Origin of the sequence: Stutzerimonas chloritidismutans (assembly GCF_038562055.1) — a bacterium.
Classification (GTDB): domain Bacteria; phylum Pseudomonadota; class Gammaproteobacteria; order Pseudomonadales; family Pseudomonadaceae; genus Stutzerimonas; species Stutzerimonas chloritidismutans_A.
Genome location: NZ_JBCFXD010000004.1, coordinates 1 through 19,622, shown reverse-complemented (window position 1 = coordinate 19,622; position 19,622 = coordinate 1). Strand labels below are relative to the sequence as shown.

Sequence of the window (19,622 nt, the reverse complement as noted above, 5' to 3'; positions counted from 1 at the left end):
CAAGATTCGGCGAGCCATGTAAGCGGAGGGGCGTAAAGGCCGCCCCGCTTGCAGGAAGAATGCTGTCGCAGCAATGGAGTCACGATACAGCAACGCCGGTTTTATTGTCGGTGCTTGGTTGAGAGGCGATTTTGCCCGGTGGTCAGGTGAGGGCAGTGGCTGCCCAAACCAGTCCTCCCAACAGCGGCAGGCTCACGGCCAGACGCGTCGCGTAGGGAAGTAATAACAGCAAGGCAAAGCCAGCCAGGGAGATAAGGCCGAACCAGCCAACCACCGCCATGCCGCCGGGCCAGACCTGGCAGGACGCGTACATCGCGAGCCCGAGCAGGAGCCCGCCGAACGGGGCACATAGGTGACGAAGCCTGGTTGGCACGTGCGGATTGACCAACTGCTTCCAGTGACGCTCCTTACCCAAGCAAAAGCCAAGCATGCCGCCGTAGGCGAGCAGGACGCTGGCGAACAGCGCGGAAACGTTCATGAGGAGGCTCCGGCAGCGGGACGATCAAGGCGAGCCGGCCGGGCATTGCGGGCGGCGATGACCGTCGGGATTTTCCACACGGTCCAGCCCAGCAGCAGGCCCATCGAACCCACGTTTGCCAGCAGGGGAAATCGTATGACGTCCTGCGTGCCCTGGGCGCTCCACAGGTCCAGGAACGGCAGTGTGATGGCCAGGAGTGCAGCGGTGATGAGCTGTTCTCGCCAGGCAGCCAGAGGCTTGCGCAGCCAGGCGTGCAGCCAGCTCAGCGTCCAGACGCCGAAGAACAGCCGCAGCTCCCAGTCCTGACGCGCGGCCAGCTCCGTTGGTAGCAAGCGGTTGCCCCACAGAAGCGAGATGCAAGCCAGCAGCAGCCCGGCAATGACCGCCACGTTGAGGCTCTCCACCACGCGCAGAAAATGCGGGTTGGCCTTGGCCTGTTTGCGTTGTTTGACGGCATAGAGCACCAGCCCCGTACCGATCATGGCGCAGCTGATCAGGCCGCAGATGAAGTACAGCCAGCGCATCGGATACCCGCCGAACTGCGCGAAGTGCAGGCCTGCCATCACCCGTTGGGTCAGCTGGCTGGTGCGTGACGGCTCGGGCGCCTGGATCAGCTCGCCGGTGACGCCATTGAAGATCATGCCTTCGCCCTTGGTCAGCTCGATTCGGTGGCCCAGTACTGGTCGCGCCGTGACCTGGGCGTTGGTCTTGCCCGGGTTGCTGACGGCCAAACCGCCGATCATGCCCTTGCCATAGTGCGCTTCGGCGCGGCTGACAATTTCACTCAATGCCAGCATAGGTGCTGCCGGTGCCGCGACGGGCTTGCTGCCGCGACCCTCGCCGCGAGGCGCCTGCTCGGCGGCGCGCCCTGACTGCGCATCGCGGAAATAGCCCTGGCGATCGCCGTCATAAAGGGCATCCACGGCTGCCGGCATGTAGAGCAGAAAAAAGATCGCCAGCCCGGTGTAGGTGATCATCAGGTGAAACGGCAACAGCAGGACGGCACTGGCGTTATGCGCGTCCAGCCAGGAGCGCTGCCCTTTGGCGGGGCGAAAGGTGAAGAACTCCTTGAAGATCTTCTTGTGGATGATGATGCCGCTGATCAGCGCCACCAGCATCGCCATGGCCGCGAACCCCACCACCCATACCCCCAGCGTGCGCGGCAGATGCAGCGTGTAGTGGAAATGGAAGAAGAAGTTACCGCCGATGGTTTCGCGCGGTTCGACGGTCGCCCCGGAAACCGGGTCCAGCTGAGTGCTCACGGCGCCCCGGCGGCGCTCACCGACGGATACGCTGAGATCCGGCGAGCGCTCAGTAGGCAGGCTGATGTTCCAGTTCGATTGGCCCGCATGGTTGTCCATCAACCAGCGCTGCGCCACATCGGCCGCCGCGGCAGGAGACTGCGCGTGATTGGTCAGCTCCGGCTGCATCCACCAGCTGATCTCCTTGTCGAACACCGCGAGGGTGCCGGTGAGGAAGATGGCAAACAGCATCCAGCCGAGCAGTAGCCCGCACCAGGTGTGCAGCCAGGACATCGACTGCGTCAGGCTGCCTTTCATCTCAGGGTCTCCAGCAATTGCGGCCAGAAGCCGATGACGGCCAAGGGAATTGTGAGCCCAACTCCGGTCATTACTCGCCACAGCGAGGTAACCGCAAAGGCCCAGAGCAGGAACGTCAGGTACACCACGAACGACAGCAGCGACGCCGCTGTGACGGCGTCCACCGGGTCGAGCGGCAACAGGCGCGCCAGCGCGGCAGTAAAGGCGTAGGTGAAGGCGTAACCGCCGAGAGCGGCCAGTGCGGTGCGGGCCGCGAGGGCAGGCCAGGCGTTTCGCGATTGAGTGGCAGAACGGGTCACGACGGGATTCCGAGGGAGGTCTTACGAACATGCCCGACCGTCACAAGAGTCGGCCGGGCACTGATGTTGTGATGACCGAGCAGCGCATTCACCGATGCTTTCGGCCCACGTTGGCAATGGTCAGCGTGAGAGGGGAGCGAACCGAGCCGCCTTACGAGTGCAGGGCGATTCTCTCATCCATCACGTCTCAGAACGAAGCGCTAACCCCCAGCGTGTAGCGCCGCCCGTCGAGCACGGTTTCGTAGCGGTCGTAGTCGATCTGCTCGTTGAAGACGTTGTACACGCCTGCCAGCAGCTTGACGTTCCGGTTCAGCGCATAGGTGCCGCCCAGGTCGACCAGGGTGTACGCCGGAGTGCTTTCCGCCATGCTGGTGCGCGACAGGTATTCCGAGGTTTCGCTGCGGTAATTGAGCCGTGCCCAGGTGCCGAGATGGTCGCTGGCCTGCCAATCCAGCAGGGTGTTGAACATGTGCTTGGGCATCTGGTTGAGCGGTTCGCCGCGGAAATCGCCGCTGCGCTGTTCCGATTCGGTGTAGGTGTAGTTGGCACCCAGTGAGAGGGTCGCGGTGATATCCCAGTCGAAGGTCGCCTCGACACCGCGCATGCGAGCCTCGTCGACATTCACCCGGTCACTGATGAAGCGGTACGCCTCGCCATTGACCACACATTGGCCCGAGGCATTGCCGGTGGTATCCGTGCAGCGGCGAAGCTCGGTGATCTTGTCTTCGAAGTCGGTGTTGAACAGGGTCAAGCCCGCCGAGACACCGTTCAGGCTGTCCCACAACACGCCGATTTCCTGGCTCAGGCTTTGTTCGGGTTTGAGAGCCGAGTTGCCGACAATGACCGCGGGGTCGCCCCGGCCACCGCCCGTGATCTGCCCCCAGTTATCCACGGCCGCACGAATGTCCGGCGAGCGGTAGCCGCTGGAGACGCCACCCTTGACCGTCCATTGCTCGGCTGCCTGCCACACGCCATACACACGCGGCGACCAGTGGGTGCCGTAGTTCTCATCGCGATCCATGCGCAGGCCGGTGGTGAGCGCGAAGCTGTCGGTCAGGCTCCACTCGTCTTCGGCGAACAGCGCCCAGGACCAGCGTGTCAGGCGAGTGAGTTCCTCGGCGCCGGCCAACTGGTTGCCTTGGTCCGAAAGATCCTCGTATTTGTACTGGCCACCGAGCGTGGTGATGTGGTCCCCCAGAAACAGTGAGCTTTGCGTATTGAATACACTGTTTTCCAGCTCCATCTCACGCCCGGGGTTCTCGATCCGCTCCTGCTGCAGATAGGTGTCTGACTGGCCCCAGTCCCAGCGGCCGGTGTGGCTGATGGAATAATGCGTGCGGTCGTAGTCCGACATCGAGTCGCTGTTGCCCGTGCTGGAGCGGCCCACGCTGGCGTTGCGTTCCTGCTCGGTCTTGCCCGCTTCCAGCACGATGTCATTGGACTCGTTCGGCGTGAACGACAACTTGGCCGTTGCGCTGTCGGCCTTCTGCTCATTGAATCCGCGAGGGATGTCGTCCTCGTCTCGGCGGGCTGTCTGTCCGTATACCTGCAGCCCCAGCAGACCGTCGACCAGGGGCCCTGAGAGGTAGCCGTTCAGGGTGTGGTAGTCACCGGAGTCGGAGCGGTCCTGGAAGGTTTTTTCGGCGCGTAAGCCGCCGTGCCAGGTATCGGCCACCTTGCGCGTGATGATATTGATCACACCGCCCATGGCATCGGAGCCGTAAAGCGAAGACATCGGGCCGCGCACGACTTCGATGCGTTCGATGGCTTCCAGCGGCGGCGTCCAGCCTTGCTCGATGCCCGGGCCGTCGCTGTTGGGGCGCGTCGCGCGCGACTCCATGCGCTTGCCGTCGATGAGGATCAGCGTGTACTTGGAGGCCATGCCGCGAATGCTGATATCGCTGGAACTGGCGCCGCCGGTGACCACGACGCCCGGAATGTCACGCAGGGCATCGGTGACATCACGGTAGGATTTATTTTCCAGCTCCTCGCGAGTGACCACGGAGATGGAGGCCGGGGCCTGCTTGATCTGCTGCTCGAATCCCGACGCGGTCACGACGACGTTCTTTAGTTCGACCGGCTCTGCGGCACTGACCGGTGTGCTCATCCAGGTTGCTACAGCGATTGCGCAAGCCAGCCGATGTCGATTGAAAGTCACCATGTACTGCCATCTCCCTGAGAAAACCTACGTCTGCGGCCATGAACGATATGGCGCATGCATGTGAGCTGCGGTGCGATCCGCTAGTCGCTAGCAATGCTAAGCATTCTCATTTGAGAGTAAAGCGCATTTACAATCTATACACTTCGCAGGCGAATGATCATGCGCAGCCCGGACGTTCCGTTCTCGGCCCAGATCGCGCCGCCCTGCATCACCACCATGCTGCGGGCGATGGCCAGTCCCAAACCGAAACCGTCGCCACCGGGTCGGGCTGCGCTGAGCCGTGCGAAAGGCCTGAAGATCACCGGCAGTTTCGCCTCTGGAACGCCGGGGCCCTGGTCCTCGATGCGCAGCTGCCAGCTACCGCCGTCTCGATTGGCGGTGAGGCATACCACGCCGTGCGCCGGAGAGTAGCGAATGGCGTTGCGCAGGATATTTTCCATGGCCTGTGCCAGTGCGTTGAGGTTGCCAAGCACCTGACAGCCTTCCGGTATCTGCGCCTGTATGCGTCCACGCGGCCAGCCGGCCTCGAAACAGGCGTTTTCGCAAAGCAGATCCCAGAGCGCCGCGACGTCCACCGGCTCGCACTCGAAGCGGGGCTGCTCACTGTCCAGCCAGGCGAACTCCAGGGTGTTATCGACCAGTTGTTGCATGCTGGTGATTTCGCGCTCGGTGCGGTTGCGCATGTCTTCGGCGCTCAGTTCGCTCTCGCAGGCGACCCGCAGCCTGCTCAGCGGCGTGCGAAGCTCGTGGGACAGATCGCGTAACAGCTGTTGCTGCTGGGCGACGGAATCGCGCAGGCGCTGCGTGAGGTATTCCAGCGAGCGGCCCAGTTCCCCCAGCTCATCGTTGCGCCGCGCGATGGAGCGCGGGAGCAATGAGTCGAGGCGGTTGCCGCGCAAGGCGTTGGCCTGTCGGCGCAGCCGCTCCAACGGCGAAACCAGCATCCGATAAAGCAGCCAGCAGAACAGCAGCGACAGCAACACCAGCGGCAGATACACCCCGCCTGCTGTTAGCAGCGCATGGTTGCGCCAGGGGCGAAATCGCTCCGGCAGCTGGATGATTAACTGGGCGGCGCTGCCCTCCAGCGGTACCGAAACCAGTGGCAGGCCGTCATAGCGCCTGCTCATGGGCCAGTCGTAATGCCGCACGAAGGTGAGCTTTTGCCGTTCGGCGTCGCTCAGCGTTTGCCCGCCCAGCGGTTGCAGCTGTTCGTCCACCACCACTAGCCAGCCCGGCTCACGTTCCTTCATTGCCATCAGCCACTGCTTCATCGCCGCTGGACCCGCTTGCAGGGCAACCTTGGCTTCGCCCGCATAGCCACTGAGGGTGTCGCGCGCCTGTTCAGACAGAAACGAGCTGGTCCTGTCGATATAGCGGCCCACATAGCCGCTGGCCCAGATCATCGACAGACAGAACCCGGCAACCAGCACCACCAGGCGCCAGAACAACGAATGACGATTGGGCATCAGCTCGCCTGACGTTCCAGCACGTAGCCTTTGCCCCACACGGACTCCAGGCGCAGGGTTGCCACCTGTTCGCGCGCCAGCTTGCGGCGGATATTGCTGATATGCATGTCCAGGCTGCGATCATGCTGTGAATAGCCGCGGCGCAGCGCCTGCTGGTAGAGAAACGGCTTGCTCAGCACTTCGCCAGCGGCGTCTTGCAGGACCTTCATCAGTCGATATTCGGTTGCCGTCAGGCCGACCCAGCGCCCCTCGTACTGCAGGTCGCTGCGTGGGTCATCGAAGCGCACTGTATCTTGATCCACCTCTGGCGGTACGCTGCGCTCGTAGGCCACCCGCCGCAGGATCGCCGCGATGCGCACCTGCAGCTCCTCGATGCTGAACGGCTTGGGCAGGTAGTCGTCGGCGCCGCTGTCGAAGCCCTGGATGCGATGCGCCTCGTTACCCAACGCGGACATCATCAGCACCGGCGTGCGGCGTTGCTCGCGCAGCCGGGTCAAGAGCTCTATGCCGCTGAGTTCCGGCAACATCACATCCAGCAGGATCAGGTCATACGTCGCTTCGCTGGCCAACGCCAGACCGGTTGGGCCGTCAGCGGCGAGGGTGACGTGAAAGCCACGATGTTCCAGAGAGGTTTTCAGGTGAGGGCCGAGGATCGGGTCGTCTTCGATCGCCAGTATCTGACGAGCTGCGCAGGGTGGCATGCAGGGTTCCGGTGCAAATAAGAACGATTATAGATTGCGGCGGGGGCGGAACGGCAAGCATGTCCCTGGTTCAAGCGGTTGGTTCGCCGCATGGGCTCGACTTCCGGCGCCTGCCCGGTGCATCTTCAGCGTTCGCATCCGTGCTATCTGGAGATCTTCATGCGCCTGCTTTCCCTCTCACTGCTGTTGGTAACGCTTACCTGCAACGCTATGGCGATTGCGGCCAGCACAGGAGAGGAGGGGCAGTTGATCGAGACGATCAACGCCTATCGCAGCGAAGTGCAGCGCTGCGAAGAACGGGCGAGCGAGGAGTTGACGGCGCTGTTACCGGACTCGCGCCTGGTGTTGCCCGCAACCGGCGCTGGGGATCTGCAGGGCTCGCTGGGCCGCAACGGTTATCCGATGGCCAATGTGCAGGCCATCAGCTTGTCCGGCCCGCGTGATGCGCAAGCCGCGATGCAGGCGCTGCGTGAAAGTTTTTGTGGTGTGGTGCTCGACCCGCAGTACGCCGAGATCGGCGTAAGTCGCGAAGGGCGCGACTGGCGCATCGTGCTGGCACGGCCGATCCTCGGTGGCCACCTGAAAGACTCCCAGACTGAGGGGAAGTCGCTGCTTGATGAGATCAACCGGGTACGAGCGAGCGCGCGCCAATGTGCAGGCAAACCCTTCGACGCAGCCGCTCCACTGACCTGGAACGCAACGCTTGCCAGCCTTGCCGAGGCCCACAGCCGGGCAATGGCCAACGGTAACTTCTTCAGCCATCTGGATCGTGATGGGCGAACGCCGGGCGACAGGGCGGAGCTGGCCGGTTATCCCGGTGCGCCGGTCGGTCAGAACATCGCCGCCGCGCTGGATCGACCGCGACAGATTGTCGAAGGCTGGCTGGCGAATCCAGGGCATTGCGCCAATCTGATGAACCCGCAGTTCAGCGAGCTGGGCGCTGCGTATGCAGTGGACCCGCAGAGCGATGCCGGAATCCATTGGGCCGCATTCTTCGGCGCGCAATAAGGCCTGCTGGGCCGATACCTCTATGGGTCAACGATGGCAAACGTTTGTTTTCCCATCGGCCTCGGTCGCCAGCGAACATTTGATGGGGCGGTGCGTTCGAACAAGGGAGCCGTTCAATCTTGCAGGCAACAGAAAAGGAGCCAACGACATGACCGACCCTAAAGACCCGCTCAAGGATGGCCTGACCCCACCGGACTACGACGAATACGGCGACGTGCCTGAGTCAGGTGAAAACGAACAAGAAGAACAGATCGAGCCGAAGGACGAACCGAACGCCGGAGAAAGCCCGCTTGGCTAATGGGCAGTGCCTGTTCCCAAGCCAGCAGAGGCTTTTCGCCAGGCGCGATGCTGGACAATTCAATCCGCCCAGCTTAAAAGGACGCGCGTCGTGCCCGGTAGCGCAAAGGTGCTAGCGGGCAGTCGTGTGTTTTCCCAAAGGCAGGTAGATCGTGAGAAAGAAGAAGCCAGTAGACCCTGTTCGCCAAGCAGAAAAGAACCGCGCCCATCGGATCGGCTGGGTAATCGCCGTGGCCGGTATCGTCGTCGGCTTCGTTCTGGTGATGATGAAGTCGGCGTGACCTGGCTCGGCTTATCCCACAGGCCTGCCGGTCACCCACTGTTAGCTGCGTCTAGGGGTTGCTCAACCGGGCCCCTGCCATTCGACTAGTTGGGTTGTTGAACCTGTCGTCCAAACCCAGGGCCGGAACGGGTGTTGTTGCCCTTGGCCAGGCGGTCGTAGAGCACCACGTTGACCGTCGCCGCCAAATTCATGCAGCCGTTGGTGGGGATGTAGACCACGTCCTCGCACCAGTCACGGATCTCTTTGCTCAGCGAGCCATCTTCCGCGCCGAAGATGTACAGCGCGCGATCCGGATGGGTGTACTCAGGAAGGGCTCGCGCACCTTCGACCAACTCCACGGCGACCGGCACGCAGCCGAGCGGCAGGATCTTGCGCAGATCATCGATGTTGATCAGCGGAATGTCCTGATGGACTTTCTTGGTGTCGGTGATGAAGTCTTTGGCTCGGTCGTAGCGAGTGCCGGTGTAGAACACCGACGCCGCGCCATAGCAGCCCGCCGCCCGCATGATCGCCCCAACGTTTGATGGTGATTTCGGATTGCTCAGGCCGATGCAGGCGTAACGTTTGTTGCTCACTGGAAAAGACTCGCGCGGAAAACGCGCGAGTATACGGGACAGTCTCGTCGCCAGCCGGTTGCCTTGTCGCGTTCAGGGAATCAGCTTGCTCGCACGCAGCTTGGCAAAAACCTCGTAGAACGCATCGTCACTGGATTGGTATTCCAGAAAACCAAGCTTCCGGCTTTTCGACATGTCAGTCACCACCTCGATTGGGCGGCCCAGATCGGCGTCAGTGTGCCACGGCGAAATCAGTTGGTTGATGTCAGCTTCGGCCAGTTCGAATTGTTTGGCCATCTCAGCCCAAACCGGCGCATCGCCTGACATCTGCTGCTCCAGCGGCGCCGGACCTTCGAAAGGTGCCGCTTCGATGCCAAACCACTCGGCAATGCGCGACCACATCCATTTCCAGCGAAACACATCACCGTTAACGATGTTGAACGCCTGATTGGCGGCCGCCGGCGTGGTCGAGGCCCAGCGCATTTGCTTGGCAAGCTGCGCAGAATCCGTCATGTCGGTCAGGCTGTTCCACTGGACTTCCGATCCAGGGAACCGGAATGGGCGACCGGTCTGACGACAGATCGAGGCGTATACGGCCAGCGTGGTGGCCATGTTCATCGCATTGCCGACCGCGACACCGGTGATGGTGTGAGGCCGGTGGACGCTCCAGCTGAAGCCGTCACGCACCGCGGCGGCAAACACCTCATCTTCCTGGGCGTAGTAGAAGTTCTCGACGTCGAGCCGCCCTTGTTCCTCACGAAACGGCGTCTGTGGCAGCGTGCCTTTGCCGTAGGCTTCGAATGGGCCGAGATAGTGTTTAAGGCCGGTAACCAGCGCCACATGGCGGACCGAGCCTGAAGCTCGAACGGCTTCGAGCACATTGCGAATCATCAGTGCATTGACGCGGATATTTTCCGCCTCGGTGGCCTGGCGCGCCCAGGTGGTAAGGAAGATATGCGTGGGCGAAACACCGTCCAGCGCCGAGGCTAGCGCATCGGGGTCCAGCAGGTCGGCACTGATCGGTGTGATACCGGCTTCGGTATTCGGCCGACGCGCCAGCCCGGCGACCGCCCAGCCTTCTTTGGCCAGCAGGCGAGACACCGCGCTACCCACGATTCCACTCGCGCCGACCACCAGTGCTTGATTTGTCATCTTCAGACCCCACAAAACGAAACAGGCCTGCACCTTACCCACTCGAAAATGCCGATCCAAGTCGGCACCAAATGGTAACCATCCCTCATGCAACCCGGCTCTGACGAAGAACAATGGCGCGAAGACTGCGCCCCAAGACGCGTGCTCGAGATCTTCTCGACCAAGTGGACCAGCATGATTCTGCACACCCTGCATGCGCGCCACGGCGGCACCGCTCGCAGCGGCGCATTGCATCGAAGCCTGCCGGGTATATCCAAGAAGATGCTAATCCAGACGCTGCGTGAGCTGGAGGGCAGCGGGCTGATCGAACGGCATACGCTCGATACCGTACCGCCAGCGGTGAGTTATGCACTCTCTCCACTGGGCAAGCTGATGGTCCAGCCCATCGAGATGATCTACGACTGGGCAAGGCAGAACTCAGGCGCGCTGGACCAACTGCAACCAAGGCGCACCTCGCGCAGACGGGGTGAGTGAAGCCGAGACCTGAGCGGCGGACAGCTTTACGCCGCCTTGCTGGCGTTTGCGGAACGATAGGGCGAAAGCTGGCTCCGCCTTATCCAGGCGCTCTCGCATAACCTCTCAGTATGGTGTGTGACTTCACACTTCCATCACTTAACGCCTTCGCTTTCGTTCGCTGCAAGGTTAGAGAAAGGTAGACCGAATCCAATGGCGGGCTGGGTGGCGCATCAACGCGATTATTCGCGGCGGGACTCAGACGCTGGCCGCAGAAGCGACCTGCGTATCTTCAAGCCAGAAAGGATTTACCGTGTTGATCAAGAAATCTCTGCGCGCGCTGCTATTGGGTTGCAGTCTGCTGAGTGCGGCGTGCTGGGCGGATATGGCGCCTTTGGAAATCATGAACATGGCCGGTCTGCAGCGCAGTCTGGGGCAGATCGTCGCCAAGGATTACCTGATGATCGGCGCCGGCGTGAAAGTGGACGAAGCCATCAAACAACGTGCCGCCAGCCTGGCCTTGTTCGAAGATCACCATGCCCAGCTCAAGGCGGCTGCGCCGAGTGACGCCATTCGCGTTGCGTTGAATGACGTGGAGCGCACCTGGGCCGACTACCGCGCTCTGGCGGCCAGTACGCCGGACAAGGTTCAGGCTCCGCTCGTACTGGCGAAGGCCGAAGAGCTGGTTCGCCAGACCCAGCAAGTCACCGATCTGTTCGAGCAACACAATGGTGATGCCGCATCGCATTCGATCAACCGCAGTGGCTGGAACCGCGTACTGACGCAGCGCACCGCCATGTTCTACATGGCTCGTGCCTGGGGCGTGCAGGATCCGGATCTTGAAAAGGAGTTCGCAGCTTCGGTTGCAGAGTTCGGCGTCATCATGGCCGAGCTGCAGACAGCCGATGCGCCCAACCCGGAAATCGCCGAAGCCCTGCGCAAGACCGACGCCCGTTGGAAGTTCGCGAGCAAGGCCTTTACCTCCAAGCAATTCGTACCGACGATCGTCGCAGTGAATTCCGAGTCGATGTTCCGTCAGCTCAACGAAATGACCCGCCTCTACGCCGGGCTGCACGATAACCGGCTTTGAATCCTGCTCCCGGTGCGTTTGACGATCAGGTGCGCCGGGATTCGCTAGACTGGCCCACTCGATCAGAGTTGGTCGCCAACAGCGGTTTCTGATAGACAGGCTTGCAATTTGCTCAATAGACGCCAGCCGCACGCTCAATACGTTCGGCTGGCATGCCACAAAACCGCAATGTTAGAAGGTCAATCGAGAACCACGGCGTGGCCTTCCAGTGGATTGATCTCGCCCTTGATCAAGGACTCGGCCAGCGCTTGTGCGGCTTCGAGACCGGTGTGTTCGTTGACTTGCATCCAGGGCTGCTGCGCATCGCTTACCCGGGCGATAAACGCCAGTTGTGCCTCGTTGAAGCGACGGGTCACCTCGGCGGGGCCCCAGTCGGCGTTGCGTTTCTTGATCTGATAAGGCGCGAAGTAGGGCTGAGGCTGCGGTCCCGCCAGCGTTGCGTCCGTCTTTCTGTATTCGTGGTTCTGGGCTGACCCGGCGAAGCAGTCGTACACCAGGGCATCCTTGAAATGGCTGTGGATCTGCCGGCGTAGATCGGCGCTGCCGGAGAAGTCGACGTAGAGCGTGGGCACGCTAGGGTCCAGCGAAGCGAGCTGATCGTAACCCAACGCCTGCTGGTAGCAACCCAGGCCTTGCACGAAGTTCGTGTTGCCGGCGGAAGTCAGCCCGATCAGTTGCACCGCCGGATTGTCCTGCAGGCAGAACGCGGTGCCGTACGCAGTCTTGCTCGAGGCGCTAGACATCAGAATCTGTCGCGCACCGAAGAAGGCGTTGTCGTCGAGGAAGTCGGCCAGCATGAACGAAGTGATGAACAGCGGCCGCAGCAGCATCTGGTAGTTCTCGCTCTCGGCGCGATAGGCGTCATCGCTGCTGATGCGCTGGTACTGGTTGTAGGCGGATGTGAGTTCAAGGCGGTGTTCGGCGCCGTCATAGAAGCCGCGCTCGGAGACTCGCACCGGTTGCATTACGACATGGCTGGCGATCGGCCAGAAGCCATAGAAGCGCTCGCCCTTTGCCAGGCCATCGACGGTGCTCTCTACAACTTCGGCGAAGCCCCACGCCGGCATGTGGAACCACTCGGCATCGCCAGTAGGGTAGAAGTCCCAGTAACGCAGGTGAGGGGTTTCGCCAAAGGCTGCATAGGTGACGTTGTTGGTGGTCAGCGCCAGTCGGCTGATCCGCAGCAGGGCTTCGCCGGGTTTCAGTTCCGGCATCGGCTGGGTCTGAAGGCGGCTCTGCCCCATGTCTTTCTTGTTGTTCTGCAACTGGCGAATGACGCTCATCGATGGCACCTTGGGTTTGTAAATAGACGGCATTGACTGTAGCCCTTTCGTTTAACCGCCGGGTTCGGATTCCATGAACACACGATTGCCGAGCGCCAAGCCGCTCAAACGGCCTACTCAGGAGCGGGCCAAGGTCACCGTTCAGGCGATTTTCGACAGCTATGTTCGGATATGGCAGCGCGATGGCTGGTCTCGATTGACGACCCGAGCGGTCGCTCTGGAGGCCGGCGTGGCCATTGGCACCCTGTACGACTATTTCCCCAGCAAGCACGCGCTGCACTCGGGCTATGTGCGTTATTGCGTCGAGCAGCTGCTCGAGACAATCGACGTGCAAGCGGTAGCGCCCATGGCGCTTGCCTGGTCCGAGCGAATTCGACGGCTGGTACGTACGCTGGCCGGGGTCGAGTCACAGCTGCCCTGGTTTCATCCGGACATGCTCGAACTGGAAACGCTGGTGGCCGAGCCCAAGCATCAGCGCCGGGTTTATGAGGACTTGTTGGGCGCTTGGCATCGAGTCATCGACGCCGCGACCGACATGCCGCTGCGCCCCTCGGCTGCGACCCTGGAAGCGCTTCATCTTTCGGTATGGGGCGGACGTCGCTACGCGATGCTGGTGCAGCTCGAAGCGGATCGAATGACCGCCTGGGCTGAGTGCATGGAGCAGCTGTGCCTACGCACGCTTGAGTCGAATCAGAGCCGCAGCAGTACCTGAAGATACTGCCGCGGCCCCGATGAGCGAGAGGCTGATTAGCTCTTGGTTGGCGTGGTCAGGTTCTGCAGGATGTCAGCCAAGGTCGACACGTTATCGTGGATGACCACATGAAAGCGGTCGGATTCGAGATAGCTGCGCCAATCGGCATCGGACATCATCAGTGGTTGATCAATGTTCTTGGATAGTTTGTCCAGGCGCTCGCGAGCCTGCTTGAACTGCTTTGGATCGGACGTCCAGCCATAGTCATTACCTGCTCGCTCCATGGAATTGAGCAGATCACTGGTGGTTTCACGCAGGTCGCGCAGCTGCTCCAGCACGTTGCTGCCGACCAATACCTGAATACCCTTGGTTTGCCAGTTCTCGGCCAGAATGCCGGAGACTTCTTCGAGGTGAGCGCCAAGGCTTTTGACTTGCTGGGTGACCGTCACGCTGTACTCGGGCCCCCCCATCCAGTCCAGCCATTCCTGGTCCGTGGCTTCCGCTTTTTCGTCCAGCACGGTTTCCATCTGCTGCAGCTGTTCTTCGATTTCCGACAGGCGCTTTTCCTGCTGCTCCCAGTTGCCCAGGCCTAGGCCTTCTTCGGCCGAGAGCAGCGCGCCGACGAAATCAACCGCGGTCTCGCGGACATCGTCTACCGCATCTACCACGTTGTGACCAACGGAGATGGTTTGCATCCCCGGAGCGGCCTTTTGACCTGCTTGTGTTGTCTGGCTCGCCTGCTGGGCGACGGCCGCGGTGGGCATCCCCATGGCAAGGGATGCGGCCAATACTGCTGCCGATAGGGAAGTCGATTGCTTGAAGTTCATGTATGTCTCCTCCGTTTGCGTTTTCGGGGAAACGAACTGCATTTCGCTTGAATCTCTTCAGCTCGCTTACATGGTTGGGCGTACGACCGACAGGGGAGTTCCTCAAAAAACTGTTCGATCTACCCGCCGGTAATCTCTATTTCAGCGCGGGGGTTATCTGTCGTAGGGCGGCATATCCCGAGTCGAGGCCCGGCCCATCGGTTGCCTCGACTGTGTTTCGGATGCCTATAGGGGCCGCAGGGTGGCATGCCTGCTGTCGACGGTCGCTGGGCTTACGCGGCGTGGTGGTCGCTGCCGTCATCGTCAGCTTCAGGTCTCGCGCGACGCCGGTTTCAACTGGCGATATGATGCGCGCCCGCCAACGTCACACGTCCAGAACATCAGGCCCTTATGCCCGGCACAGCCATCTATACCGACCTGTCGGGTTACTACGATCTCATGTGCGCCGACATCGACTACAGCGCGCAAAGCCACTGTGTGTATCGTCTGCAGAAACTGTTCGGCAATGGCGGCAACCGGCACTTGGATCTGGCCTGTGGCACCGGCCCCCACGTGCGGCATTTCATCGACGCGGGCTTTGAAAGCGGTGGGCTCGACATCAATCAACCCATGCTCGACAGGGCGGCTATTCGCTGTCCTGAAGCCCGCTTCACGCGGCAGGACATGTGTGGTTTCACCGTAGGCCAGCGGGTTGATCTGATCACCTGCTTCTTGTATTCCATCCACTACAGCGCCGACATCGAACGGTTAAAGGCCTGCATCGCCCACGTGTGCGGCGCATTGGCGACCGGTGGGCTGTTCTGCTTCAACGCCGTCGACAAGCATGCCATCGACAATGATTCATTCGTATCGCACGACGCGAGCCACCCCGATGGCTTATTCAATTTCAGCTCTGGCTGGTACTACCCGGGCACGGGTGAGCGGCAGCTGTTGAGGCTGCGGATCGAAAAAAAGACTGGAGGGGACAGTCAGCGATGGCACGACGAGCATCCCATGGTAGCGGTTAGTTTCGCCGAATTGAGCGAGCTGTTGCGGCCGTACTTCGAGGTCCACATCCTTGAACACGATTACGAAAAGATCCTGCCCTGGAACGGGACGTCCGGGAATGCGATCTTTGCGTGTGTGAGGACCTGACGGATTAGGGGGTGAGATCAACGGCCTCGCATGCACTGGGGTACAAGCGTAAAACCGTATTTCTCCATTTGGAGACGTACAGGGTTCACATAAACAGCAACAATAAAAAGCCCCGCAATGGCGGGGCTTTTTTGCAGCTGCGGGGATGACGTCGATTGTTAGGTCGAAATCCGACCCCCCCATGCCGCTCCTGCCGCTATCAGCGGGCGAGTTCCGTGTTCGCTACGGCTTTCTGACCTTCGCTTTCGGATACCTCGGTCAGCTTGGCGCCACCGACGAACACGCCCATCTTGATTGACTGGCGAACGTAGTGATTTTTGCCGGCCAGTGCATTCAGCTCGAGAAGGTTGTCACTGAATTCCGATTCGGTGGCAAGCGTATGTGGGCCAGGCGTGACGAGGCGGTAAAAGTATGTGTTAGCCGCTGTTTCGCCGATAACTTCCCCGTCTATCTTCACCGACTTCTTGAGCGCAGCCCCGAGCATTGAGTCGCGGAATATGTACAGACCGGCCTGATCTGTCGGTGGCGCCGGGAAGGATTTGAACGCCTGGTCCTTTTCGGGGGATTCCATCGGTACCGAGGCGCAGCCGGTCAATACGGCGAAGCTCAGCGCGGCGGCGCTCATCATGAGGTGCTTAAACATAGATACTCGTTCCTGAGTGTAAGGCTGAAACTGGTTTGCTATTAGATTGCCAGCACGCGCACCTTAGCCTCGCCGTTTATACGGGCAAGGCTTTCAAACCGATTCAGTGCTGTGGATCACGTTTTGTCACGGGGCCCGGATAGGCGGCCAATCCTTCGGCAATGGGGCGCAGTGACTATGGCCGAATGACTCCTCGTTCGCAGGCAGACGTGTCTATCAGGCGGATTGGAGTAATGAGGAGCCGGTCGTATCGCGCGTGGGGCTTCAGGCACGATTCAATCAATGCAACCGGTTGGCCGTTGAGGACGTCTGCGTTAGATGAATCGCCTGCTGTGCCAGCTCATCGAGTAGCTGATCGCGGTTTTTCTCAGCGTCGCGCATGGCTTCGGCGCCGTGCTGTTTGACCAGATAGCTATGAATCTGGCGCACTTCCTCTGATTTGAAGATCGGATCCAGGTCCTGCACCGCCAACAGGCCATTGGACGCCTGGCTCCGGGTGTTCATGCCGACCTGGGGGCCGCGGGCCGCCAATGGCTGAAAGCCCAGCGATTGAAAATACGGCACCTTGCTGGCCACGCATGCCACTTCCCCATGCGGATAGCGCGCCAGCATCGCCTCCACCATGGCGCGCCCGATGCCCTGCTGGCGATGGCTGGCCTGCACCGCCAGATAGAGCAGCGCACAGGCATCGGGATCGTCCACGTAAGGCAGATATAGAGCAAAACCGAGCATACGAGCCGGGTCTTCGGCGTCCAGCGCCATGATCAGCTCCGGCTTTCCGGCCTGCGCGCCGTTCATGCTGCTCAGGTAGCGATGCACTTCGAAACCGACGACATACTGATACAGCTGATACAGCGGGTTGCTGGGCGCGAGTGATACAGAGCTGACGTCGCTGAGATAGTCCACCACCATCTGCAGCAGCTGGCTCTCCATCGATTCCGGCGGTGGGGTATCCAGGTGGGCGAGGGTGAACATGGGCAGGGCTCCAAGTGGGTCAATCGCTGCATTGTAGCGGGCGTTAAACGTGAGTGACGCAGAAGAAGACTTCCCGCTTACACGCGGTAGGAGAGGGCGAGCCTATCGTGCCGATAGGCAAATTTGCTGTTCAGCGCTTTGCATAACTTTAGAGAGCAAAAAAGCGCTTGATGGCGGCGGCTTATCAGTTTTTAGAGGATTTTGGCTGCAAAGTACCGCTAGATGTGTCGATCAGGCAGTCGTTAGCGGAGTGCTAAGTTCTTTTCAGCGGCGCGTGAACGCGTCAATGACAACCCTAAGGAGCAGAATATGAACGCTGAATCTGGAGAAAACACTGGTGGTGGATGCCCGTTCGGCCACGGCGCTGGTGCGCCGCGCAAGCGCCCGAGTAATAAAGACTGGTGGCCTGAGGCACTGAGCCTCACTTCACTCAACCAGCACTCGCCGCGTTCCAATCCCTACGGCGGTGATTTCGACTACGCGGCTGCGTTTGAATCCCTTGATCTTGACGCGGTTATCGCCGACCTGCATGCCCTGATGACTGATTCTCAGGATTGGTGGCCGGCCGACTTCGGCCACTACGGCGGCCTGTTCATCCGGCTCGCCTGGCACAGCGCCGGGACCTACCGCATCACCGATGGCCGCGGCGGCGCAGGTGGTGGCCAGCAGCGCTTTGCCCCGCTCAACAGCTGGCCGGACAACGCCTCGCTGGACAAGGCCCGTCGCCTGCTGTGGCCGATCAAGCAGAAATACGGGCGCAATCTCTCCTGGGCCGACCTCTACGTGCTCACCGGTAACGTGGCGCTGGAGTCCATGGGCCTGAAGACCTTCGGCTTCGCTGGTGGTCGCGCCGATACCTGGGAGCCCGAAGAACTGTTCTGGGGCCCTGAAGGCACCTGGCTGGGCGATGAGCGCTACAGCGGTGAACGCCAGCTGCACCCCGGCCTTGGCGCCGTGCAGATGGGCCTGATCTACGTGAATCCGGAAGGCCCGAACGGCAACCCGGACGCGAAAGCCTCCGCCATCGACATTCGTGAAACCTTTGCCCGCATGGCGATGGATGACTACGAAACCGTGGCGCTGATCGCCGGTGGCCATACCTTCGGCAAGACCCACGGTGCAGGCGATCCCTCGCTGCTGGGTCCGGACCCGGAAGGCGCCGTGATCGAAGATCAGGGCCTGGGCTGGCGCAGCCGGTTCCAGACCGGAGTGGGCGCAGACGCCATTACCTCCGGCCTCGAAGTCATCTGGAGCCAGACACCGACCCAGTGGTCCAACTACTTCTTCGAAAACCTGTTCAATTTCGAGTGGGAATTGACCAAGAGCCCGGCCGGTGCGCACCAGTGGGTCGCGAAGGATGCGCCAGAGGTCATGCCGGATCCGTTCGATCCGAACAAGAAGCGCAAGCCGACCATGCTTACCTCCGATCTGGCGCTGCGATTCGACCCGATCTACGAACCGATCTCCCGGCACTTCCTGGAGAACCCGGACGAGTTCGCCGAGGCGTTTGCCAAGGCCTGGTTCAAGCTGACCCACCGCGACATGGGGCCTATTGGCCGTTATCTCGGCCCGCTGGTGCCGAAGGAGACGCAAATCTGGCAGGACCCGATCCCGGAGTGCGACCATCCGTTGGTCGATGAAGCCGACATCGCCGCGCTGAAGCAGAAGATCTTGGGACTAGGCTTTTCCGTCTCCGAGCTGGTATCGGTAGCCTGGGCTTCGGCATCGACCTATCGCGGTTCGGACAAGCGTGGCGGTGCCAACGGTGCACGTATCCGCTTCGCCCCGCAGAAGGATTGGGAAACCAACAATCCGGCGCTGCTGGCTCGCGTGCTGGAAAAGCTGACCGAGATTCAGAGCGAGTTCAACGCTTCGGCCACCGGCGGCAAAAAGATCTCCATGGCCGACCTGATCGTTCTCGCCGGTTGCGCTGCGGTCGAGAAGGCGGCGCAGGACGGCGGGGTGAATGTTACCGTTCCCTTCACGCCGGGCCGGATGGATGCCGAGGAAGAATGGACTGATGCGCAATCCTTCGAGGCGCTGCGGCCGGTCGCCGATGGTTTCCGCAACTACTACCACGAGTCGCACTTCATGGCGCCCGAGGAAGCGCTGGTCGACAAGGCGCACCTGCTTCGCCTCAGCGCGCCGGAAATGACCGTGCTGGTTGGTGGTATGCGCGTGCTGGGCACCAACGCGGACGGCGGCTCGGACGGCGTCTTCACCAAGCGCGTGGGCACCTTGTCGAACGACTTCTTCGTCAACCTGTTGAGCATGCAGAGCGAGTGGGTCGCGACCGAGCACAAAAACCGCTACCAGGGGCTCGACCGCAAGACCCGCCAGCCCACCTGGACCGCTACCCGTGTGGACCTGATCTTCGGTGCACAATCGGAGCTGCGTGCACAGGCCGAGGTCTACGGCATGGCTGACGGCAACGAGAAGTTCGTCCAGGACTTCGTCAAAGCCTGGGACAAGGTGATGAACGTGGATCGGCTCGATATCGGCAAGCCTGCCGATAATTTCAGCCAGAAGCTCTCCGCTTAAGCCTCGCGGGGGGGGGGGGGGGGGGGG

The 19,622-nt window shown here is 61.2% G+C and carries 20 protein-coding genes; 8 read left to right on the top strand and 12 right to left on the bottom strand.

Annotated features, from left to right (window positions below):
* Positions 1 to 142: 142 nt before the first annotated feature.
* From AAGW23_RS08255 to AAGW23_RS08230, 6 genes are all read right to left on the bottom strand, one after another.
* Complete coding sequence (locus AAGW23_RS08255) at positions 143 to 478, bottom strand: DUF3325 domain-containing protein (protein ID WP_342405985.1); 336 nt, start codon at positions 476 to 478, stop codon at positions 143 to 145.
* A complete protein-coding gene (locus AAGW23_RS08250) occupies positions 475 to 2,037 on the bottom strand; it encodes a PepSY-associated TM helix domain-containing protein (RefSeq protein WP_342405984.1) in 1,563 nt (520 codons plus the stop codon). The genes AAGW23_RS08255 and AAGW23_RS08250 overlap by 4 nt, the downstream gene beginning before the upstream one ends.
* Positions 2,034 to 2,336: an iron transporter gene (locus AAGW23_RS08245; protein ID WP_342405983.1), complete on the bottom strand. Its 303-nt coding sequence runs from the start codon at positions 2,334 to 2,336 to the stop codon at positions 2,034 to 2,036. The genes AAGW23_RS08250 and AAGW23_RS08245 overlap by 4 nt, the downstream gene beginning before the upstream one ends.
* Positions 2,337 to 2,523: 187 nt before the next feature.
* Positions 2,524 to 4,497, bottom strand: a complete 1,974-nt coding sequence (locus tag AAGW23_RS08240) for a ligand-gated channel protein (protein WP_342405981.1) — start codon at positions 4,495 to 4,497, stop codon at positions 2,524 to 2,526.
* 134 nt (positions 4,498 to 4,631) lie between these two features.
* A complete protein-coding gene (locus AAGW23_RS08235; RefSeq protein WP_342405980.1) occupies positions 4,632 to 5,963 on the bottom strand; it encodes a HAMP domain-containing sensor histidine kinase in 1,332 nt (443 codons plus the stop codon).
* On the bottom strand, positions 5,963 to 6,664 hold the full coding sequence (locus AAGW23_RS08230; protein ID WP_342405978.1) for a response regulator transcription factor: 702 nt from the start codon (positions 6,662 to 6,664) through the stop codon (positions 5,963 to 5,965). The genes AAGW23_RS08235 and AAGW23_RS08230 overlap by 1 nt, the downstream gene beginning before the upstream one ends.
* 159 nt (positions 6,665 to 6,823) lie before the next feature.
* Between AAGW23_RS08230 and AAGW23_RS08225 the strand changes: the two genes are divergently transcribed.
* The 3 genes from AAGW23_RS08225 (at position 6,824) to AAGW23_RS08215 (ending at position 8,250) form a co-directional block, all read left to right on the top strand.
* On the top strand, positions 6,824 to 7,672 hold the full coding sequence (locus tag AAGW23_RS08225; RefSeq protein ID WP_342405977.1) for a CAP domain-containing protein: 849 nt from the start codon (positions 6,824 to 6,826) through the stop codon (positions 7,670 to 7,672).
* 148 nt (positions 7,673 to 7,820) lie between these two features.
* Positions 7,821 to 7,970: a hypothetical protein gene (locus tag AAGW23_RS08220; protein ID WP_342405975.1), complete on the top strand. Its 150-nt coding sequence runs from the start codon at positions 7,821 to 7,823 to the stop codon at positions 7,968 to 7,970.
* A 151-nt stretch (positions 7,971 to 8,121) separates the two neighbouring features.
* On the top strand, positions 8,122 to 8,250 hold the full coding sequence (locus tag AAGW23_RS08215; RefSeq protein ID WP_019340225.1) for a hypothetical protein: 129 nt from the start codon (positions 8,122 to 8,124) through the stop codon (positions 8,248 to 8,250).
* An 85-nt stretch (positions 8,251 to 8,335) separates the two neighbouring features.
* Here the strand turns inward: AAGW23_RS08215 and AAGW23_RS08210 are convergent, their stop codons facing one another.
* Both AAGW23_RS08210 and AAGW23_RS08205 read right to left on the bottom strand, forming a co-directional pair.
* Positions 8,336 to 8,827, bottom strand: coding sequence for an RNA methyltransferase (locus AAGW23_RS08210; RefSeq protein ID WP_319298251.1), 492 nt, complete (start codon positions 8,825 to 8,827; stop codon positions 8,336 to 8,338).
* A gap of 72 nt (positions 8,828 to 8,899) precedes the next feature.
* Positions 8,900 to 9,958 (bottom strand): SDR family oxidoreductase, encoded by a 1,059-nt coding sequence (locus AAGW23_RS08205; RefSeq protein ID WP_342405972.1) that lies wholly within the window; start codon positions 9,956 to 9,958, stop codon positions 8,900 to 8,902.
* 87 nt (positions 9,959 to 10,045) lie between these two features.
* Here AAGW23_RS08205 and AAGW23_RS08200 point away from each other — a divergent pair, with 87 nt between their 5' ends.
* Both AAGW23_RS08200 and AAGW23_RS08195 read left to right on the top strand, forming a co-directional pair.
* Positions 10,046 to 10,432: a helix-turn-helix domain-containing protein gene (locus AAGW23_RS08200; RefSeq protein WP_342405970.1), complete on the top strand. Its 387-nt coding sequence runs from the start codon at positions 10,046 to 10,048 to the stop codon at positions 10,430 to 10,432.
* 295 nt (positions 10,433 to 10,727) lie between these two features.
* Positions 10,728 to 11,501: a hypothetical protein gene (locus AAGW23_RS08195; RefSeq protein ID WP_342405969.1), complete on the top strand. Its 774-nt coding sequence runs from the start codon at positions 10,728 to 10,730 to the stop codon at positions 11,499 to 11,501.
* A 179-nt stretch (positions 11,502 to 11,680) separates the two neighbouring features.
* On the opposite strand, the gene AAGW23_RS08190 is transcribed toward AAGW23_RS08195, so the two are convergent.
* Positions 11,681 to 12,784, bottom strand: coding sequence for a DUF2855 family protein (locus AAGW23_RS08190; protein WP_342405968.1), 1,104 nt, complete (start codon positions 12,782 to 12,784; stop codon positions 11,681 to 11,683).
* A gap of 73 nt (positions 12,785 to 12,857) precedes the next feature.
* On the opposite strand from AAGW23_RS08190, the gene AAGW23_RS08185 reads away from it, so the two are divergent.
* Positions 12,858 to 13,496 (top strand): TetR/AcrR family transcriptional regulator, encoded by a 639-nt coding sequence (locus tag AAGW23_RS08185; protein ID WP_342405967.1) that lies wholly within the window; start codon positions 12,858 to 12,860, stop codon positions 13,494 to 13,496.
* A gap of 35 nt (positions 13,497 to 13,531) precedes the next feature.
* Here the strand turns inward: AAGW23_RS08185 and AAGW23_RS08180 are convergent, their stop codons facing one another.
* Positions 13,532 to 14,302 (bottom strand): hypothetical protein, encoded by a 771-nt coding sequence (locus tag AAGW23_RS08180; protein WP_342405966.1) that lies wholly within the window; start codon positions 14,300 to 14,302, stop codon positions 13,532 to 13,534.
* 390 nt (positions 14,303 to 14,692) lie between these two features.
* On the opposite strand from AAGW23_RS08180, the gene AAGW23_RS08175 reads away from it, so the two are divergent.
* Entirely contained in the window at positions 14,693 to 15,436 is a 744-nt protein-coding gene (locus tag AAGW23_RS08175) for a class I SAM-dependent methyltransferase (protein ID WP_342405965.1), read from the top strand.
* A 199-nt stretch (positions 15,437 to 15,635) separates the two neighbouring features.
* Here the strand turns inward: AAGW23_RS08175 and AAGW23_RS08170 are convergent, their stop codons facing one another.
* Together AAGW23_RS08170 and AAGW23_RS08165 are read right to left on the bottom strand one after the other, a co-directional pair.
* Positions 15,636 to 16,079, bottom strand: a complete 444-nt coding sequence (locus AAGW23_RS08170) for a DUF2846 domain-containing protein (protein WP_342405964.1) — start codon at positions 16,077 to 16,079, stop codon at positions 15,636 to 15,638.
* 279 nt (positions 16,080 to 16,358) lie between these two features.
* Complete coding sequence (locus AAGW23_RS08165) at positions 16,359 to 17,054, bottom strand: GNAT family N-acetyltransferase (protein WP_342405963.1); 696 nt, start codon at positions 17,052 to 17,054, stop codon at positions 16,359 to 16,361.
* A gap of 309 nt (positions 17,055 to 17,363) precedes the next feature.
* Between AAGW23_RS08165 and katG the strand changes: the two genes are divergently transcribed.
* Positions 17,364 to 19,595, top strand: coding sequence for a catalase/peroxidase HPI (gene katG, locus AAGW23_RS08160; RefSeq protein WP_342405962.1), 2,232 nt, complete (start codon positions 17,364 to 17,366; stop codon positions 19,593 to 19,595).
* The last annotated feature ends 27 nt before the right edge of the window (positions 19,596 to 19,622 follow it).

What these genes read in the sequence shown, in the direction of transcription:
- AAGW23_RS08170 (WP_342405964.1), bottom strand. Translation starts at nt 16,079, where the DNA reads ATGTTTAAGCACCTCATGATGAGCGCCGCCGCGCTGAGCTTCGCCGTA.
- AAGW23_RS08205 (WP_342405972.1), bottom strand. Translation starts at nt 9,958, where the DNA reads ATGACAAATCAAGCACTGGTGGTCGGCGCGAGTGGAATCGTGGGTAGC.
- AAGW23_RS08190 (WP_342405968.1), bottom strand. Translation starts at nt 12,784, where the DNA reads ATGAGCGTCATTCGCCAGTTGCAGAACAACAAGAAAGACATGGGGCAG.
- AAGW23_RS08240 (WP_342405981.1), bottom strand. Translation starts at nt 4,497, where the DNA reads ATGGTGACTTTCAATCGACATCGGCTGGCTTGCGCAATCGCTGTAGCA.
- katG (WP_342405962.1), top strand. Translation starts at nt 17,364, where the DNA reads ATGAACGCTGAATCTGGAGAAAACACTGGTGGTGGATGCCCGTTCGGC.
- AAGW23_RS08230 (WP_342405978.1), bottom strand. Translation starts at nt 6,664, where the DNA reads ATGCCACCCTGCGCAGCTCGTCAGATACTGGCGATCGAAGACGACCCG.
- AAGW23_RS08165 (WP_342405963.1), bottom strand. Translation starts at nt 17,054, where the DNA reads ATGTTCACCCTCGCCCACCTGGATACCCCACCGCCGGAATCGATGGAG.
- AAGW23_RS08180 (WP_342405966.1), bottom strand. Translation starts at nt 14,302, where the DNA reads ATGAACTTCAAGCAATCGACTTCCCTATCGGCAGCAGTATTGGCCGCA.
- AAGW23_RS08175 (WP_342405965.1), top strand. Translation starts at nt 14,693, where the DNA reads ATGCCCGGCACAGCCATCTATACCGACCTGTCGGGTTACTACGATCTC.
- AAGW23_RS08235 (WP_342405980.1), bottom strand. Translation starts at nt 5,963, where the DNA reads ATGCCCAATCGTCATTCGTTGTTCTGGCGCCTGGTGGTGCTGGTTGCC.
- AAGW23_RS08220 (WP_342405975.1), top strand. Translation starts at nt 7,821, where the DNA reads ATGACCGACCCTAAAGACCCGCTCAAGGATGGCCTGACCCCACCGGAC.
- AAGW23_RS08225 (WP_342405977.1), top strand. Translation starts at nt 6,824, where the DNA reads ATGCGCCTGCTTTCCCTCTCACTGCTGTTGGTAACGCTTACCTGCAAC.
- AAGW23_RS08200 (WP_342405970.1), top strand. Translation starts at nt 10,046, where the DNA reads ATGCAACCCGGCTCTGACGAAGAACAATGGCGCGAAGACTGCGCCCCA.
- AAGW23_RS08250 (WP_342405984.1), bottom strand. Translation starts at nt 2,037, where the DNA reads ATGAAAGGCAGCCTGACGCAGTCGATGTCCTGGCTGCACACCTGGTGC.
- AAGW23_RS08185 (WP_342405967.1), top strand. Translation starts at nt 12,858, where the DNA reads ATGAACACACGATTGCCGAGCGCCAAGCCGCTCAAACGGCCTACTCAG.
- AAGW23_RS08255 (WP_342405985.1), bottom strand. Translation starts at nt 478, where the DNA reads ATGAACGTTTCCGCGCTGTTCGCCAGCGTCCTGCTCGCCTACGGCGGC.